Genomic DNA, 19,291 nt, shown 5'->3' with positions numbered 1-19,291 from the left:
AAAATAAATGATATTTTAAAAAACGATAAAAAAATCATTTTTTCCATATTAAAGTTAATCTTAAATTTACCTATTTTATTAAAACGAATTCAATAATATTTATTTTCTGTGATAGAAATAAGTCTTTAAAATAAATTAATTTTGATATTAAATGGTGGAATATGGAAAAGGAAGGTTATGAGTCGTTACTTGCCATTTCAAGGGAAGGCAGAGATAAAGCAAGAACTGCTCAGGAAATTATCGATTTAATTAAAGAGATTAAAGTTGGTTATAAAAATAATAGTTTTAATTGGGATTTGACACTAATAGAAAAAAAGAAGTATATTGAAGATAAAATAACTGACATTATTTGTCAATTATATAATAATGATATCCCGACAGAATCAAGTAGGTTAAATCTTGAAGAAAGAAATTTATTTTTAGATGAGTTTAAAACTCTTCTAAATTCAGAGGTTAGGGATAAAGTCAGTATTAGAGCCCAAGGGCAAAATGAAGAATCTTTTTTTAAATTAAGTTCAGAACAACAATTGAATGCAAGTGCTTATCGTATTTTACCAAAAGATTACCGTCAACGTTATTTGAGTAGATCCAAATTAATGGCTCGATTAACGGTTAATGTTAATAAGAAAAATTACATTGATTTAGCAAATGCTTTAATTAAGTTATATGACAATGATCCGCAAAAAAATGTCTTTCAATCAAAAATTATGGGGCCAAGAAAATTAGGTAACAGAACCAATCAAGCCGTTATTTACCTTGCAGAGGCGAGTTCTGTGTCTGCTAAAGAAGTTAGCCAGCAATTAAAATCACTGTTACCACCAAATGCACTTATTGAACATACGCCCGTTGGTATGAAAAGGATAATGACTGGGATCTCTTATTCTGAAACGGTAGAGGGGCAATCTAGTAGCTATGGTGAATTAAGGGCAGTGATTATGGCCAAGGCCGTCACTGAATCGTTATTAACAGGTGAAAGGTTAATAAACACATTACCAAGAACATTACAACGTTTTGGCTATGATCCTAAAGACCCTGCGCTTATTTCTCAAACGATTAAAGATAGGTTTTTGAAAACAGGGCTGAATGGTTCAAATTTAGAGTTAGGTACTACTGATCCAAGTCGAGATATACAACAATTTGTATTAAACCCCGAGCAATTTTGCTACTCATATAAAGTTAATGCAGGTTATCTCAATGATATAGACGAAATACCAGTAAGTGGGAAATTTGTATTTTACCGTAATGAAAAATCTGAATATGAAATAAAGTATGTTGATGATACTTATCATTCAAATCCTGCTTATGCACTAGAGAGTTATTTTTTAGATACTAACTCAAAAGGGGCAGATAAAGACTTTTCTAATTATATTGATATAGAAAAAACATCTCCAGAAAATAAATTTTTATTTTTAAGTAAGGTTAATAAAGGCTCTGTTATTGTCACAGAGTTAGATTCAGAAAAATATAGAGTTTTCTATGATAGCCGTTATAACAGTTCTTTACTTTATGATAATGTTACCATGGCTATAGATGAGCGGGATTATAAAAATAGGGAGCATGATAGTCCCTTTATTTTTTTATATTTTGATGATGAAAATTGGAAGTTGGTTTTTCAAGATAGAACGAATCAGGATGGATTACACTTTTTGCCTGATAATGTAAAAATTAAATCAGCAGAGAGTTATTTTTTAGATGAAAAAAAAACGGAATTTAATCTTTACAGAAAAAATGTACACGAAAAGTTGAATCTTTTTGCAAAAAAACTAGACGTCTATTTTTCTACAGCTGAAGAGTATTCAGTCACAGATGAAAAAAAAGTTAACTCTACTCATTGGTTAAATTTAGCTAATGAACTAAAAAGAAAAGTCCAAGCGAGTTCAGATGAGTTAAAAAATAGAATTAGAAATATAGAACTAAATTTAAAGAGAATTAATGATGAAGATATTATTTCTGATATGCAAGCAACGATAGATGTTAATCAGGTTTTAGATAGAATAAAAAACGAACAATTTAATGAGATATACTCGAGCTTGCTTGAGGTTGAATATGCTTTTTATTTGCAAACACTTAAACAGAATAAAGGTATGGACTTTGTGGTTCGAGGAATAAACTCAGGGTCTTCATCATCTAAAGCAGATGAACGTAGTCGGCTAACAATAATCGAGCGCTATGAAAATTTATTGTATTTACATAGAACATCAAAGAATATTAATTTTAGAAATGAATTTAATGAAGGAATGAAAAATTATAATAATATTGTAATTAAAGAAATTAATAGTAATGAAACGTCTTGGCAATTAAAAAAACAGTATGTATTAGCGGAGATTTCCGCAAAAGAAAGAGGTGCATTATATCGATTGATTCAAGATGCTGATTATGCGGAGTATATCGATAAAATTCTTATTGAAACGGGTAAGATCAGTGAGTTTTTTTATGAAAATGGTAGTAAAAGAAATAGGTTGATCCCCCAGGACTTTTACTTATCAATTATTAAAAGTGAATCTGGTGGACGCTGTTATCCACTGGTTAGGGCGATGTCTGTTGCATTGGCAAAAGGGGGACAAAATAGTGCTGATAAGCTCATAGATAAACTCTATGTCGCTGCTGCGAATCCAGATGATGAAAATTCCATTTTATTAAAGGAGGGGTTGAATAACCTACACTCAAATACCGGTGCTGTTGAATCTTCTTTTTCCTATGGGAAAATGAGCTTAAACAAGATCCATGAGTTATTAACTGTTCGTGATGACACAATGATGTTTGCATTAAATACTAATAGTCATTCAATGATGTTAGGGAAAAAAGTGGAAAATGGTAAGAGTAACTACTATTTTTATGATCCTAACTTTGGTATTTTTGTATTTGATAATAGCCAAAGTTTATTTAATGCAATAACAAAGTTTTTTATTGAGAAAAAATTTGCACCTTATTACTCTGCATTTGACGTAGATGGAAAGCCGGCTTTTAATCTGGTTTATATCGATACTCATAAAATGAGTGGGGTTTCGATAGGTAACCAGCTTACCGTTGAAAATTTAAGCGATGAAAATGAGATTAGCACAATAGAAGCGAGGCAGAATAAAGCAAGATTAATATTAAGAGGCCAAAATGAAATATACCAAGAAGATTTACAATTAAAATGTTCACTATCCATCTTGGATGCAAACCAGTGGGCAGAAAAAATTCATGAAGCAAGCGTTAAACTATCTGTAGAAAATAACCTTGATGATCGATGGCTTCCCTTGTTTTCTAATATAGAAGAAGAGAAAGAGGGGCATTATCGTATTCAATTTATTCACTTAGATAACACAGATTTAACTCAATGGGTTGAAACAACCGATAAAACATTTAAAGATTTTCACCAATATAGCCTTGAAAAAATGACGGAGTTTGGGCGCGATTATCATTTTATTGAAGAAGAGTTCAGACAAAAAAGCCTAACTGTAGAAGGTAATTCTATTGATGGTTTAAATGCGGGGGTTGTGATTCAATCAATCATCCAATGGGTAGAAGACAGAAACCGGATTGAAAATACAAAGACTTCGAATACATCAAATTTAGCTATGGCTTTAAAAATTCATACCTATGTAAATTATGCATTAATCACCCAGAGCACAGTAAAAGATATTGCTCATATAACGCAATTAGCTAAAACCGCATTAAGTTACCAAACAAAAGCAGTATCTCCCTCAATGAATCTCTTTTCATCATCACTCGCTAAAGTTGCTAATGAGGGGCTATCGACATTATTTAATGGTGCATTGATTGGGTTTGATATTTATGAAATAACACAAGCTGAAAATGAGCCACAGACAATCACTTTTAGTACTCAACTCGTTTTTGATTCTGCAAGTTTTTTAGCTAATACTGTGGCTATAGGTGCTGATGCTTTTGGTTACACGACTGCATCAGCCTCTTTCGGTGGAATGGGGGTCATTGTTTCTGGGCTTGGGATTGGTTTCACAGCACTTGCGCGTAATTTTGCCATCATAGGTGAGGATGCCAAAGCGGTTGGTTTGTATTTTAGCGCACTGGATAAAGCATACCAAGGTAACGGTTATGAATATTCGAAAGATAATAAAACTTTAATACCTAAATATGGTGCTGTATTTAAAACTATCGACTTACAAGCGGATAAAATCGAATTTGATAGTCAATATATTTATCGCACGAGTGAGAAATCCTCTGGCGGGGGGCGAAAAAATTATATTTTTTGGGCGGGTAATTTTCCAACTATGGTACATGATAGACAACAAGCAATTAATATTCGTACAGGAATAGGCTATGTAAGTAGGTACCATACTGTGGATTTCGCTTCACAAGAGAATGTTTTTTTACCAGTGACACCAAAATCATATATAAAGTATGACTATAATTTATGGCCTGGGGCAACAACAAGGCACGACAATGGTTTTGATGTTATTCGTAGGCTAGAGCGGACTGATAAATTTGACTATGATTTTTATATTTTCCCAAGCGAAAATACAATTACTCATATTTACCATGAGTATGTTAATACCCCAATAAGTGTTAGGTTAGACAATAAAAAACGTAATCTAATTATGCCTAATTTACCAAAAGAGTGGCACGGATTTGTTAGTTATGATCTAGAAGGGTGTGGGGGAAAATATACCATTAATATTAATGAAGGAGTCAATGTATTATTATCAGATTGCTCAAGCTGCCAGAACTCTTCTCAATGGATAATTAACTCAAAAGATAATAATAATAATATAAAAATATTTGATGATCGAGTAAGCGTTGGGGAGGTTGATTTTTTTATCAAGAATAAAAATCCAGGAAGTAAATATTATATTATTGGAAATGAGAATGAAGTAAACGAAATAAATTTCAAAACAAAATCGATGACAGTTGTGAGTATTGATGAAACAGTATGGAAAAATAACATAAAAGGTTTTGATGCATATTTACACACTTTAGCCTTGGAACATAGAACACATCAACAGTATGTTATTATTGAAAATTATCAGCATAATGGAAACAATGTAGGCCGTGCTTATTTTGATGTGAAAACGGAAAAAATACTATTTACAGACTCAATTGATGCAGAGAAAAAAAATGCACTGTTAGCGTGGGTTAGAAAAGATAAGGCTATTTTTTATTCAGTAGGCTCGCCTCTGATTTGGGTGACAGACCTTAATAGTGGAAAGGTTCTTTCTGAATACCGATTAGAAAACAAAATGGCACGTAATTTAGACGTTTTAAAAGTATGGTCAGAAGAAGATATTATTTATTTTTCTTGTCGCTATCAAGATTCACTCGAGGTAGCAAATTACCAAATTGTAGAAAACAACATTGAATTGGTGAGTCTTGTTTCAGCACCTGAACTGTTAGTCGATTTAGCTAGCACTCATACTCAGTTAGGAAGTACTGAACCTGAAGAAATTTTACAGCGTTACTTAATTGATAATAAAAATAATTTTAGAATGTCACAATTGAAATACTCCAGCTTAGCCAGTTTGGTGATGATATCTGGAAGTGACTACAATCAAGCTCAGCACCGCTACTGGATTAGACTCAAAGATAATAAACTGATTAAGTCTAACCTATCTGCTTCGTTAGGGTTTGGTCATTTTCCCGTCGATCGTACTTTGAGGCAAAGTCATTGGGCAATCCCTGAGGATTTACATTTAGTCTCATCATTATTTGATAACGATGGGACTGAAGTCTTTTACTTTTATAGTGATAAGGAAAAATCACTATATCAACAAAGAGGCGCGGGGCAAGATGTATTAAATGTAATAAAACCTTCAGCCTGGTTTATGTTCATGCCTAATTTAGAGCGTGTATTTACATGGAAAGCAAATTTACTACTTGTTGATAGCATTGGTGTTGTTAGCCAGTTAAATGTTAATAGGTCTTCATCTACAGTTGCATTGACTGATAAATGGCTTCGAGAGCATGCATATTGGTGGCGGGACTTAGAATCTGATTATCGGGATAAAACGGTTCTTCCATTACTTGGTATTAGAAGTGTTGATAATAGCAAAATACTTCCAGCATGGAGTGTTCAAGGGAAAGTCATCATTGCACATCAACTTTCTTCAGAAAATGAACTGCAATTTTTAGGTCTGAACGCAACGTGTTCTGGAGGGGTAATTTTTGATAGAAAGCAAAAAAAATTGTATGAACAACACTTCGCAACAGAAAAAGAATTAATGGCTGCATTTTCTGAAGGCTCAGTACTCAATAACCCAACTGATTTACCTGCTATAATTGACCTTTACTCTGGCTTTCAAATTAATAAAATAGAACGAGTAGATGAAGGTTTATTAATTTCCGCTGAAAATGGAGAAATACTTTATGTTGGTTTATTAAACAGCCAGTCAAATAATGAATTTAGTGCTAATCATTTAAGTTCTTCTTTGATTATTCAAGGTGGAAAAGAGCATGATATTCTTAGCCCATCAATAATCAAAAACGTGAAAAATATTATTTTAAGTGGCGGAGAAGGACAAGATAGTTATTTAATCAGCCAAGAATCATGGCTGAATTACCAAACGATTATTATTGATAATGATAGCTATGATGAAAAAGAGGATCTTCTCATTTTGCCTGCATTAAATCGCCGTTCACTTATGACGTTTCGTCGGGATGATGACTTAGTTATTTTTGATATAAATTCATCAACATCATTAGTTATTAGGCAGGTGTTTGGTCAAAACGCTAAAACACATAATCATTTAAAGATCCGAATACACAATCAATCATACTCTATGAGTCTGAGTGAATTTACTCGTGATACAATACATACAGAAAGTTTATTTAATGCACAACAAGGTGATTTTAGCGCAATGAGTGAACATCAAACTCAATTAATTATTGAAAAAGCAGTGATGTTTAATTTTGACCTTGATTTATCACAGCAAGACACTGGTGCTTATTTTCCATCAGAACGTGCATTAAGTTTGATGCCACCACTTTTATCACCTTACTTATAGATTTAACTGATTGATTTCATAGCTGGTTTTTATAGCAATAAATTAACCAATGGAATAAGTTGTTTTATTATATAAAAATCAGCAAGTTATGTTTATTCTTACCCAAGGGAATAAAAAGAGATTTATATTGCACACTTTTCATATGATGGTTTTTAATTCTTCGATTTTTGCGATGCAATAGCTCGGTTTTTTAGAGTTTATGGTAAAGATTAGCAAATTACACGGCATAGATCGCACTTTTGGTTACTCCACATTTTCATTCCATTCAATTAACTCTATATTTCAGACCTTGTAAATAAATATTAACAATAATACTCGAAAACAATTTGCTTCCGAGCTATGGAGTCTTACATGGATGCTTCTGAATCTTTGACGCCGGCAGTAAGTCCAACTCCCGCCAATAAGCGTGGTTGGATTATTTTAGCAATTGATATTGTGCTGTTGGTTTTACTTTTGAAATACCTACCTTTTGATGAGAAAGCGAATGCAGGGTTAGCGATGATGGTTTTCATTGGCGTGCTTTGGCTTACTGAAGCTATACACGTTACAGTGACAGCGCTATGCATTCCTATTTTAGCCGTGGGACTTGGGCTAATGAATACTGGGGATGCGCTTAAATCTTTTGCGAACCCCATTATTTTCTTATTCTTTGGTGGGTTTGCATTAGCCACAGCCTTGCATATTCAAGGTTTAGACAGGCTTATCGCGAATCGCTTATTAATGGCTGCGCGTGGGCGTCTCTCAGTTGCTGTATTGCTGTTATTTGGTGTAACGGCGGGCTTGTCAATGTGGATCAGTAACACGGCAACAGCAGCAATGATGTTACCGCTTGTGCTCGGTATTTTGTCCAATCTTGATGTCCGTCATGAACGTAATACATTTGTGTTTGTCTTGCTTGGTGTGGCTTACAGTGCAAGTATTGGCGGATTAGGGACGATCGTTGGTAGCCCTCCAAATGCCATTGCGGCTTCTGCTTTAGGCTTAGACTTCCTTTCTTGGATGAAATACGGCATTCCAATTATGGTTGTGTTATTGCCGATGATGTTTGTTTTAATGTACATGATGTTGCGTCCAAACCTTAAACATCGCTTTGAAATTGAATTAGAACATGTTGAATGGAACAGTAAACGTATTACTGCAATGATAATATTTTTGTTAGCGGTAGTCTGTTGGACCACTAGTACTTTTATCAGCGATGCATTCGGTGGTGTGAAAGATTTAGACACCATCATTGCGATGAGCGCCGCAATTCTAATTTGTGTCACGGGCGTCGCAAATTGGTCTCAGATTCAAAAAAATACAGAGTGGGGCGTATTGATGTTATTCGGTGGTGGTTTAACACTGAGTGCAATTTTGAGCTCTTCTGGCGCAAGTAAAATTATGGCGGATTGGATGCAGCTAACATTTGGCCAAAGTCATTGGTTTGTCATTATTTTAGCGGTCACGACCTTTATTATCATTCTGACAGAATTTACCAGTAATACGGCAAGTGCTGCGTTATTAGTTCCTATTTTTGCAACAGTGGCTGAAGCGTTGGGTATGCCTGTCATTGTGCTAACCATGATTATTGGTATCGGTGCATCGTGTGCCTTTATGTTACCTGTAGCAACACCACCTAATGCGATTGTGTTTGGTTCGGGTTATATACGCCAAATAGAAATGGTGAGAGTTGGAGCTGTACTGAATGTCGCTTGTATCATTGTGATTTCATTATTTGCTTGGTTCTTCTGGATGTAATTCAAAAATCTACCTTACGGCCTCTTCTTTTGAGGCCGCTTTACATTGTTGTTTTGCATTTCGATATTATTGAGGGGGGCGTGCGACGAGTGCTTGTTGACTCTTCCCTATCTGAAGAACTCCTGTATTTGAAAATGTTATTTCACTGTTACCACGTAATGAGAAATTCATTGCTTTAATTGTCCCATGAATATCGATTTTGTTTTGAGGGCAAAGAAAATCATTACTGCATTGATATTGATGACTTTCTAACATCACAGTATGCCCTGTTAATTTCGCTTGTTCACTTAATTCAAAGTGATTTCCTTGAAAATATGGGATATCTGTTTTGAATTTAGTGTTATGTTTTATCACACCTTCACTTGGTGAAAGTGTTCCACTACCTGACGTACTTATGTAGTTTTGCAAGGCAGCATTGATATTGAGGTTATTTTGCAGTTTTATTTGATCGGCAAATATATTCATTTTAGATAACTGAATAGGATTGCCTTGTTGTTGGCTTATGCTGATTAGCCCAGCCGGGTGGGTTGAAAATTTAAGATTACTGTAATCCTCCTTTTTTTTAGGTTCAAGTTGCTTCTTATTTTCTTTATTTCTAACGTATTGCTGTTCTAATTTCCCTGCAATTAAAGACAGGCTATTGATATTATTTATCGTGCCTTTTTTCCAAGAAATACCATTTGGGTTTGCAATAACAAGGTTTGCTCGTTGTCCCTTGATACCTAATACCCCTTGAATCTGAGTTTCTTCGGTACCTGTCACTTCTGCGAGTATTAACTTTGCTGCCTTATCACCCAAGTTATTATTGCTCGCTACATCATTATTAAAAATCAAACCATGTTCATTTGAAGATAAGGTCTCGAACGTATTGAATGAAATATGGTTTTTTAGAGGTGCATTGATATTGATGATTTTGGCTTTATCAATACTGAGCTCATTTGCATTAGTAATGAATGGCGAAAATAAGAAAAAGACAGTGATAGTTTGTGTCGTTATTGATTTCATTTATCAGCTCCCTGCTATTAAAAAATCCCTTAATCGCTAAGGAGTATAAGGGGGAATGCATTTTTCAAAGCAATCAAAAAATAGTATGGGATTGATAGAAACAGGTAAAAGGGGGTAATTATATTGAGTTAAGAAGAAAATAAGAGCCACATTTCAGTGGCTCTCAGACTGCTGACAAACCGATTAGGTTTGACTGCAGGTTGGATAGGTTTTGAAAATAAATCAGGAAAATCAGTTTATTGATTTTCGGCTGATAACACAAAGCAGGAAAAGCCACGCTTTTATCCTGCTTTGTCAACAAAATAAGAGCCACATTTCAGTGGCTCTTATTAATATGTTACTTATCAGCAATTAGTGTGCTGCAGGTGGATGACTGTGTTCAATATCTTCAGACTTCTTAGAGAAGCGGCGACGGATCACCACGAAGAATACAGGAACAAAGAAGATAGCCAGAGAGGTAGCAGCAAACATACCACCCAGAACACCTGTACCTACTGAGTTCTGAGAAGCTGAACCTGCACCATTACTAAACACTAGCGGGATAACCCCCAGCATAAATGCCAGTGATGTCATCAGGATTGGTCGTAAACGCATCTTAACGGCATTTAGCGTTGCTTCAACTAACCCTTTACCTTCTTTTTCCATTAGGTCTTTGGCGAATTCAACAATCAAGATTGCGTTTTTCGCTGAGAGCCCAATGGTTGTTAATAAGCCAACCTTAAAGTAAACGTCATTATCTAAACCGCGAATACTGGTGAAGAGTAATGCACCGATAATACCCAATGGAACCACTAACATAACGGAGAATGGCACTGACCAGCTTTCATAAAGAGCAGCCAGACAGAGGAATACCACTATCAAGGAAATCGCATATAAAGCAGGAGCTTGGTTACCCGCTAAGCGTTCTTGATAGGACATACCTGTCCACTCATAACCAATACCTTCTGGCAGGTTTTCAGTCGTGAGTTTTTCCATCAATAGCATCGCATCACCCGTACTTTTTCCTGGTGCTGCTTGGCCTTGAATATTCATTGCTGGCACACCGTTATAACGTTCTAAGCGTGGTGAACCAAATTTCCAAGGGTCTTTGGATTCATCTAAGAATGCCGAGAATGGAACCATTTTGCCTTGGTTATTACGAACATACAGGTTGCTAATATCCGATGGCAACATACGACTTTCTGCATCACCTTGTACGTAAACTTTCTTAACACGACCGCGGTCGATAAAGTCGTTTACATAGCTTCCACCAAAGACGGAGCTGAGTGTTGCGTTAATATCGCTGATTGCGACACCTTGTGCCTGCGCTTTTTGTTGGTCAATGTAGATACGATATTGTGACGTATCATCCTGACCATTTGGACGAACACCTTGGAGCATTTCTGGATGTTGAGCCGCTAAACCAAGTAATTGGTTACGTGCTTGCATCAGTTTGTCATGCCCTAAGTTACCCTTATCCACTAACTCGAAGTCAAAACCGTCTGCGGTACCTAACTCAACAATTGCGGGTAGGTTAAAGGCGTAAATCAGTGCCTCTTGTTTCTTGGACATCGCAATATTCGCGCGTTGTACAATCGCATCAACGTGGTTTTCATCACCTTTACGTTCGCTCCAATTTTTCAGAACGACGAAGGCGAGACCCATATTTTGACCTTGACCCGCAAAGCTAAAGCCTCCAACGGTAAAGACAGATTCAACATTGTCTTTTTCGTCAGTATGGTAGTAATTGTTGACTTCATCTAATACAGCTTGAGTTTGTTCTTGTGTTGATCCAGGTGGTAATTGAACCATTGACAGGAATACACCTTGGTCTTCTGCTGGTAAGAAGGACGACGGTAAACGAACAAACATGAATGCCATGCCTGCCACTAAAATCAGGTAAATCACCAGGTAACGACCTGTGCCGTTAAGCATGCGGCTTACGCTGTCTGTGTAGTGGTGAGCTTGTTTTTCAAACGTTCTGTTAAACCATCCAAAGAACCCTTTTTGGCTACCATGGCTGCCTTTTTCAATTGGCTTTAACATCGTGGCACACAGTGCTGGTGTTAAAATCATCGCCACCAGAACTGAGAGGATCATGGATGAAACAATGGTAATTGAGAACTGACGGTAAATTGCCCCTGTTGACCCACCAAAGAAGGCCATTGGGATAAATACCGCAGACAGCACCATTGCAATACCGACTAACGCACCTTGGATTTGACCCATTGATTTTTTGGTCGCTTCCTTCGGTGATAAGCCTTCTTCTTGCATAACACGTTCAACGTTCTCTACAACAACGATGGCATCATCGACGAGTAGACCGATGGCGAGTACCATCGCGAACATGGTCAAGGTGTTTATTGAGTAACCAAATGCCGATAGGATGGCAAATGTCCCCAACAATACAACAGGAACGGCAATTGTTGGGATCAATGTGGCACGAATGTTCTGGAGGAACAAATACATAACCACGACAACCAACATGATTGCTTCAACTAATGTTTTAACAACTTCGTTAATCGAGATTTTAACGAATGGTGTTGTATCGTATGGATAAACGATTTCTAACCCTTGCGGGAAGAACGGTTTCATCTCTTCCAGCGCAGCACGTACGTTGTTAGAGGTATCTAACGCATTCGCACCTGTCGCTAGTTTAATACCGATACCTGCAGCAGGTTTTCCGTTAAAGCGCGCTACGGTACTGTAGTTTTCCGCACCTAATTGAACATCCGCAACATCTTTAATACGAACTTGCGAACCATCCTGGTTAACACGCAGTAAGATATTAGAAAACTCTTCTGCATTGTTTAAACGTGTCTGTGCAATGATTGAAACGTTTAAACGTTGGTTTGCAATTGACGGCGAGCCACCGAGCTGTCCTGCTGCAACTTGGTTATTTTGAACCTTGATTGCATTAATGACATCGGTCGTCGTCATATTGTATTTAACGAGTTGCTCTGGTTTTAACCAAATACGCATGGCATATTGGGTACCAAACAACTGTGTTTCACCCACACCATTTACACGGCTTAATGGGTCTTTAATATTCGAACCTACGTAGTCAGCAATGTCATATTGGCCCATCGACCCATCGTTGGACACGAAACCTGCAACCATTAAGAACGAACTTGTTGATTTATCGACACTAATACCTTGCTGTTGAACTTCTTGTGGCAGCAATGGCATCGCCAGTTGCAATTTGTTTTGCACCTGTACTTGTGCGATATCACCATCAGTTCCTGCTTCAAAGGTAAGCGTAATGCTAGCAGAACCTGATGAGTCACTGCTCGATGACATATATACCAAGTTATCGATACCGTTCATATTCTGTTCGATAACCTGCGTTACTGTGTTTTGTACCGTCTCAGCATCCGCTCCTGGATAGTTAGCTGAAATAGAAACAGCTGGAGGTGCGATGGTCGGGTACTGAGAAACAGGTAACTGGATAATTGCCAACAGACCAGCAAGCATGGTGATAATCGCAATTACCCACGCAAAAATTGGTCTTTCTATAAAAAACTTAGGCATTAATCAGCCGCTCCCTTATTTAGACTTTTCTTCAGGTTTAGCCTGATTGTCTATGGATTGCGTTTCTAAGTTTGCTTCCTTAGGATTCACAACAATTCCTGGTTTGATTTTTTGTAAGCCAATGACGACAACGCGATCACCTGCTTTTAAACCGTCTTTAATCAGCCATTTGTTGCCAACCGCTTGTCCTGCTTTAACCGTCCTGACTTCAATTTTATTCTCTGCGCCAACAACCATGACTTGAGAGGTACCTTGAGCAGTACGCGATAAACCTTGTTGAGGAATCAAAATTGCATTTTCAACAACGCCATCTTCTAAAATTGCACGGACAAACATTCCCGGAAGTAACTCTTTGTTCGGGTTAGGGAAAACGGCTCTCATAGTAATGGAACCTGTGGTTTCATCCACGGTGACATCAGAGAACTCGAGAACACCTTTTTGTGCGTATTCTTGGCCATTGTTATTAATTAAACTAACAGGTGCCTGACCAGACTCTTTTTGCACAGCGCCTTGTGCTATCTCATTTTTTAGACGCAGAAAATCATCGCTCGATTGCGTCACATCAACGTAGATAGGGTCAAGTTGCTGAACTCGCATTAATTCAGTTGCTTGTCCTGTGGAGACCAACGCCCCTTCAGTCACATTCGATTTGCCAGTACGGCCACTGATTGGTGCGGTCACTTTGGTATAGTTCAGGTTGATACGCGCAGTCTCAACAGCTGCTTCGGCTGCTTTGACGGCAGCAAGCGCTTGGGCATAAGTTGAAGTCGCTTGGTCGTATTCTTGCTGACTAATGTAATTCGTCCCTAATAATGGTTTATAACGCTTAACCGTCAGAGCCGCGATATTTGCATTCGCTTGCGCTTTTGCAAGTTCTGCTTTTGCACTGTCGTAGGTTGCTTGGAAAGGAGCAGGATCAATTTGATACAAAGATGTTCCAGCTTCTACGTCGCTACCTTCTTTATAGTTACGTTTTAAAATGATGCCGCTCACTTGTGGGCGAACCTCGGCAACACGGAATGCAGATGTACGGCCTGGTAACTCGGTTTTGAGAGTCAGAGGTTCGGCTTTCAGCGTAACAATTCCTACTTCAGGCGCCGGGCGTTCTCCGCCACCTTGTTGTTCATCGTTACAACCTGATAAAGCTAAGCCACCTGAAAGAACCAACAGAGCCAGAGGTAACACCCCTCTGTTTTTTCGCATAAGTTAACCTCAATTAATCAATATGAGTTCAAAACAAAAATAAGAAAAATGGTAAACAATATGATTTATCACTGTGCTATAGTACAAACATACACGAATGTATGTAAATCAGCTTTCGATAGAAACGGGTCACAATGGCACGAAAAACTAAACAACAGGCTGAAGAAACCCGCCAGGAAATACTAGATGCTGCCATCAAAACATTCTCTGAGCGAGGGGTTTCAGCCACATCATTAGCCGATATTGCAAAAGCAGCGGGGGTAACCCGAGGTGTAATATATTGGCATTTTAAAAATAAAGTTGATCTCTTTTATCAGGCCTGTGAGTTTGGTGATAACCAAATAATCCAAGCTGAAGAATATTATCGTTCTAAATATACCAATGATCCACTTTCAATACTAAGAGAATTATTAGTTTTTATTTTGACCGATTTTATCGACAATCCCAAAAACCGTGCGTTGATGGAAATTTTCTTTTTAAAATGCGAATTAGTTGGTGAGATGGCTGAATTAGTCGATTTTAAACGGGCTAATTATGTGGCTAGCCAGTGTCGTATTGTCGGTAATTTGCAAGATTGTATCGATGCTGGGCAATTACCTGCTGACCTTGATATTGAATGCGCTGCCATCATGATCCGTTCATTAATGTCGGGTTTGTTAGAAAACTGGCTATTACAACCTGAGAACTTTAATATAAATCAACACACGATAACGTTGGTTGAGACACTATTAGAGACATTAAAGTGTAACCCAGCAATACGACTTAAACCCACTCAAATATAATAAACTGGAGTAACAGATGGCCTCTATTCTGATTATCGCCAATGGCGCGCCATATGGTAGTGAAACTTTATTCAACTCCCTGCGTCTTGCTATCACGCTAAAAGAGCAAAATTCAGATTTAGATTTAAAAATTTTTTTAATGTCAGATGCGGTTTGTGCAGGTTTAGCTGCTCAAAAGCCGAAAGAAGGTTATAACCTTCAGCAAATGTTAGAGATTTTAACGGCTCAAGGGGTGCCTGTTAAATTATGTAAGACATGTACCGATGCCCGTGGTATCAGTGAGTTAACTTTAGCGGATGGCGTTGAAGTTGGCACACTAGTGGAATTGGCTAGCTGGACATTAACATCAGATAAAGTCTTAACATTCTAATTTGTTGGTTTAAAATGTTAGCCTAATCGTATGTGCTGGTAATGTATTACTGGCACTTTACTTTTCTGGATAAAGCTGGAACAAAAGAAAGAATATGAGCGGGTATAAGAATATTATGATGATAAAACAACAAAGAATAGAGCGGTATTTTATTAGCGCTGTGTTGTTACTCGCAATGATATTTTTTTCTTACTCCGCATCTGCTTTAGCTCCCAATAACCTGCCTAGTAAAAACGACATTAAAAATTCGCTCACTGCGTTAAGTAAAAAAAGTAGCTTAAGTGAAGAAGAAAAATTGGTGCGTGGGGACTTAGAAAAAACATCTGATTTTTATAATGAATTGGATAAACTTGAGCAACGAACGGAAGAACTGCAAAAAAAACTTAATCGAACAAGTGAAGAATCAAGAGTTGCTATTCAAGGTTTGCAACAAATTAGAAATGAAAGCGAACGACAAGCCTCCCAATTCGCTGAAAAGATAAAAAGTAGCTCACTTTCTCAATTAGAAACCCTACAATCGACCTACTTAGAAAACTTACAGTCTGAACAAAACGACCTAGCAACCTATAATAGCCAACTTATCGGTTTACAAACTCAACCAGAACGTGCGCAGGCGTTGATGTTAGATAATGCGCGGCGATTACAAGAAATTCGTAATGAATTAAACAGTACACTTAATGACTCAGTGAGCTTGCGGCCTTCTCAGGTTGATATGCTACAAGTCGAGCAGTATCTCTTGCAGCAACAAAATGAATACCAAAAACGGATTTTGCAAACTAACACGCAATTGCAAGATGTTCTGCAAAAGCAACGTGATTATACCGCAGCGTATATTGTGCAGCTTGAGGATCAGGTTCAACAGCTACAAGCGGCTATCAGTAATCGCCGTCTAGATGATTCCCAATCAACTGTGCGTGAAGCTTTAAATACTTCTGAAGCGGATATTCAAGCACAGCAAAACCCCGTTATTCAAAAAGAAGTCGCTATTAATAATGCGCTCAGTGACCGATTGATCCAAGTGACCGAGGAAAGCAATAAACTGGTACAAAACGGTATCCGTGTTAAAGCGTGGTTAGAAAGGGCAACGCAGTCAGAACGTAATTTGAAAGAGCAAATTAACGTTTTACGCGGGAGCTTATTGCTATCTCGTATCTTATTCCAACAGCAAATCGATTTACCGCCAGATATTTTAACTAAAAACTTGCCTGTGACGATTGCGGATTTACGTCTTGAACAGTTTGATATTAATCAGCAGCGTGATGCGTTGTATCAACCTAATGACTACATCTCTGGTTTAGAGAGCCAACTGGCCGTCAAAACAGGTGAAGAACAGAGCAGCGGATCATTGCTATCAACAGATGATAAGGCCGCATTGACCAAGCTTTTAGATGTCAGGCGTGGCTTGTTAGATGAGCTTAACCAGCAACTGGGCGGGCAAATTTCCCAAGCAATTAACTTGCAGCTCGACCAAAACCAATTATTGAGTGTGGTAAGCTCCCTTGAAAATACATTAGCTCAGCAAATATTTTGGGTGAACAGCAATAAACCGATGGATTTGGAGTGGATTAAAACCTTCCCAGAAGCTGCGGCAGCCCAAATCAGCAGTTTTGATTTCAGTTTATCGTCTCGCAGTATTCAGCGCGGGATAACAAACTCGTTGTTAGTGGTGATCCCGCTGGTATTGATTGCGGTGATTTTTATTTGGTTTCATCGCAAAATTAACCGACGTTTACAAGAGATTGACCAACGCTTATCGAGCCTACGGAATGACAGTGTTTTGAGCACGCCAATAGCGCTCTTACTGACATTGATGCAAACCCTGCCTATCTCTTTATTATTATTGGCGATAGGTTATTGGTTCTTAAAAACAGGTAATGTCCAAGGGCCGTTCTTTTGGCAGTTTTGCCAACAACTTGCCATTTTTTGGGCGTTGTTTGAGCTGACATTCCGCATATTGAAGCCACAAGGCATTGCACAGAAGCATTTTGGGATAGACCAAGGCACTATCTCACGTACTCGTCGCCGTATGTCACGGTTATCTATCCCGCTGATCCCATTAATCTTCTTTTCAACTTATGGCGTGATCAACCCACTAAAAGTATCAGAAGATGTGATTGGGCAATTGATAGTTTTAGTTTCGCTACTGCTGTTGTGTATTTTTACCGTGCCATTTTGCAAACAAGTCTGGCAAGAGAAAGGCAGCCATTTAACGCGGACGATTGTCATCACATTATTGACGTTTTCCCCGCTTATTTTAGTGGGGCTGATGATGGCGGGTTACTATTACACCACGCTACGTTTGGCAAACCGTTGGCTTGATAGTTTGTATTTGTTGTTGCTTTGGTATATCACCTATAACGCCTGTTTAAGGGGCTTGACGCTGGTGGCGCGCAAGCTGGCTTATCAACGTGCAGTCGAACGTCGTGAAGCATTAAGGCTAGAAAGGCAGGAACCGCAGGAAGATGCGGAAAATGAGCCAATTAAAGAGCCGCCAATGACCATTGAACTGATTAGCCAGCAATCTTTGCGTTTAACAACCATGGTGTTGTTTATCATCTTTGCGTTGGCGTTTTATGGTATTTGGTCTGATTTTATTACCATTTTCTCGTTTTTTGATAGTGTGGAACTGTGGCGCTATACCGATGTTTCTCCTGAAGGTACGAATATTCTTCAGTCCGTGACACTCGCCAATCTCATTTTAGCGGTGGTGATTATTATTGTTGCGTGGGTGATGACCCGCAACTTGCCTGGGCTATTAGAGGTCCTTGTTTTATCACGCTTAAAATTGAGACAAGGGTCAACTTATGCCATTACGACGATATTAACGTATATCATTGTGGGGATCGGTGCGATTGCGTCTCTGGGCATGATTGGCGTGACATGGAACAAATTACAATGGTTAGCTGCCGCTTTAACCGTCGGGTTGGGGTTTGGTTTACAAGAAATTTTTGCGAACTTTGTTTCGGGGATCATCCTCTTATTCGAAAGACCGATCCGTATTGGCGACACTGTCACCATCGGGACCTATTCAGGCACGGTGAGCAAAATTCGTATTCGTGCGACCACCATTGTTGATTTCGATCGCAAAGAAGTGATCATTCCTAATAAAGCGTTTGTCACTGAACGGCTGATCAACTGGTCGTTGTCAGATACAGTTACGCGGATCACGATTTCACTGGGCGTAGCGTACGGATCGGATCTGGACAAAGTGAAGCGTGTATTACTCTCTGCGGCCACCAGTAATGCCAAAGTGATGACAGAGCCCGCACCGAGCGTTTATTTCACCACGTTTGGTGCGAGCACGTTAGACCACGAACTGCGCTTCTACGTCCGTCAAATAGGCGATCGCAGCGTGACCAGTGATGAAGTGAATCGAGCGATTGATAAACTGTGCAGAGAAAACGACATTGATATCGCCTTTAATCAGCTGGAAGTTCATCTGCACAATAATAAAGGGGAGGAAGTACAGGAAGTGCAACGTTCCTCGAAAGAAAATGGCGAAGATAGTGGGAAATAATTAAAGCTCTTCAAAGCAGGCTGTTTCTGCCGTTTGCTTTTGTTGTTTTAAAATATAATCATTTTTAACAATATCTAGGGCTTTAAGAACAATATCGGTTTCAATATCTGACGTTTCTAACAAGTAAATCAAATCAACGGCAAGCTGTATTTCGAGGGAGGCATCTTTGAGTGAGTCCATTCGTATTCCTTATATTGCGGTGTGT

General features: G+C 38.2%; 9 protein-coding genes. 5 read left to right on the top strand and 4 right to left on the bottom strand.

Annotated features, from left to right (window positions below):
* Positions 1-161 precede the first annotated feature (161 nt).
* Entirely contained in the window at positions 162-6,962 is a 6,801-nt protein-coding gene (locus tag M1F05_RS15750) for a TcdA/TcdB pore-forming domain-containing protein (RefSeq protein WP_318825890.1), read from the top strand.
* A gap of 351 nt (positions 6,963-7,313) precedes the next feature.
* Complete coding sequence (locus tag M1F05_RS15745; protein WP_318825889.1) at positions 7,314-8,699, top strand: DASS family sodium-coupled anion symporter; 1,386 nt, start codon at positions 7,314-7,316, stop codon at positions 8,697-8,699.
* 66 nt (positions 8,700-8,765) lie between these two features.
* Here the strand turns inward: M1F05_RS15745 and M1F05_RS15740 are convergent, their stop codons facing one another.
* The 3 genes from M1F05_RS15740 to M1F05_RS15730 form a co-directional block, all read right to left on the bottom strand.
* Complete coding sequence (locus M1F05_RS15740) at positions 8,766-9,704, bottom strand: filamentous hemagglutinin N-terminal domain-containing protein (RefSeq protein ID WP_206082940.1); 939 nt, start codon at positions 9,702-9,704, stop codon at positions 8,766-8,768.
* A gap of 351 nt (positions 9,705-10,055) precedes the next feature.
* Positions 10,056-13,214: an efflux RND transporter permease subunit gene (locus M1F05_RS15735; RefSeq protein WP_206082939.1), complete on the bottom strand. Its 3,159-nt coding sequence runs from the start codon at positions 13,212-13,214 to the stop codon at positions 10,056-10,058.
* A 15-nt stretch (positions 13,215-13,229) separates the two neighbouring features.
* The gene (locus tag M1F05_RS15730) at positions 13,230-14,417 is read right to left on the bottom strand and encodes an efflux RND transporter periplasmic adaptor subunit (protein WP_206082938.1); all 1,188 of its coding nucleotides are present in this window, start codon (positions 14,415-14,417) and stop codon (positions 13,230-13,232) included.
* 134 nt (positions 14,418-14,551) lie between these two features.
* Here M1F05_RS15730 and acrR point away from each other — a divergent pair, with 134 nt between their 5' ends.
* The 3 genes from acrR (at position 14,552) to mscK (ending at position 19,086) form a co-directional block, all read left to right on the top strand.
* Positions 14,552-15,199 (top strand): multidrug efflux transporter transcriptional repressor AcrR, encoded by a 648-nt coding sequence (gene acrR, locus M1F05_RS15725; RefSeq protein WP_318825888.1) that lies wholly within the window; start codon positions 14,552-14,554, stop codon positions 15,197-15,199.
* 16 nt (positions 15,200-15,215) lie between these two features.
* The gene (locus M1F05_RS15720; protein ID WP_206082936.1) at positions 15,216-15,569 is read left to right on the top strand and encodes a DsrE/DsrF/TusD sulfur relay family protein; all 354 of its coding nucleotides are present in this window, start codon (positions 15,216-15,218) and stop codon (positions 15,567-15,569) included.
* A 118-nt stretch (positions 15,570-15,687) separates the two neighbouring features.
* Positions 15,688-19,086, top strand: a complete 3,399-nt coding sequence (gene mscK / locus M1F05_RS15715; protein WP_206082935.1) for a mechanosensitive channel MscK — start codon at positions 15,688-15,690, stop codon at positions 19,084-19,086.
* Here the strand turns inward: mscK and M1F05_RS15710 are convergent, their stop codons facing one another.
* Entirely contained in the window at positions 19,087-19,266 is a 180-nt protein-coding gene (locus M1F05_RS15710; RefSeq protein ID WP_206082934.1) for a DUF2496 domain-containing protein, read from the bottom strand.
* Positions 19,267-19,291 lie beyond the last annotated feature (25 nt).

This window comes from Providencia sp. PROV252, from assembly GCF_033676005.1.
Taxonomy (GTDB): domain Bacteria; phylum Pseudomonadota; class Gammaproteobacteria; order Enterobacterales; family Enterobacteriaceae; genus Providencia; species Providencia vermicola.
The sequence above is the reverse complement of the archived record's forward strand: the minus strand, read 5'-3'. Positions and strand labels throughout refer to the sequence as shown.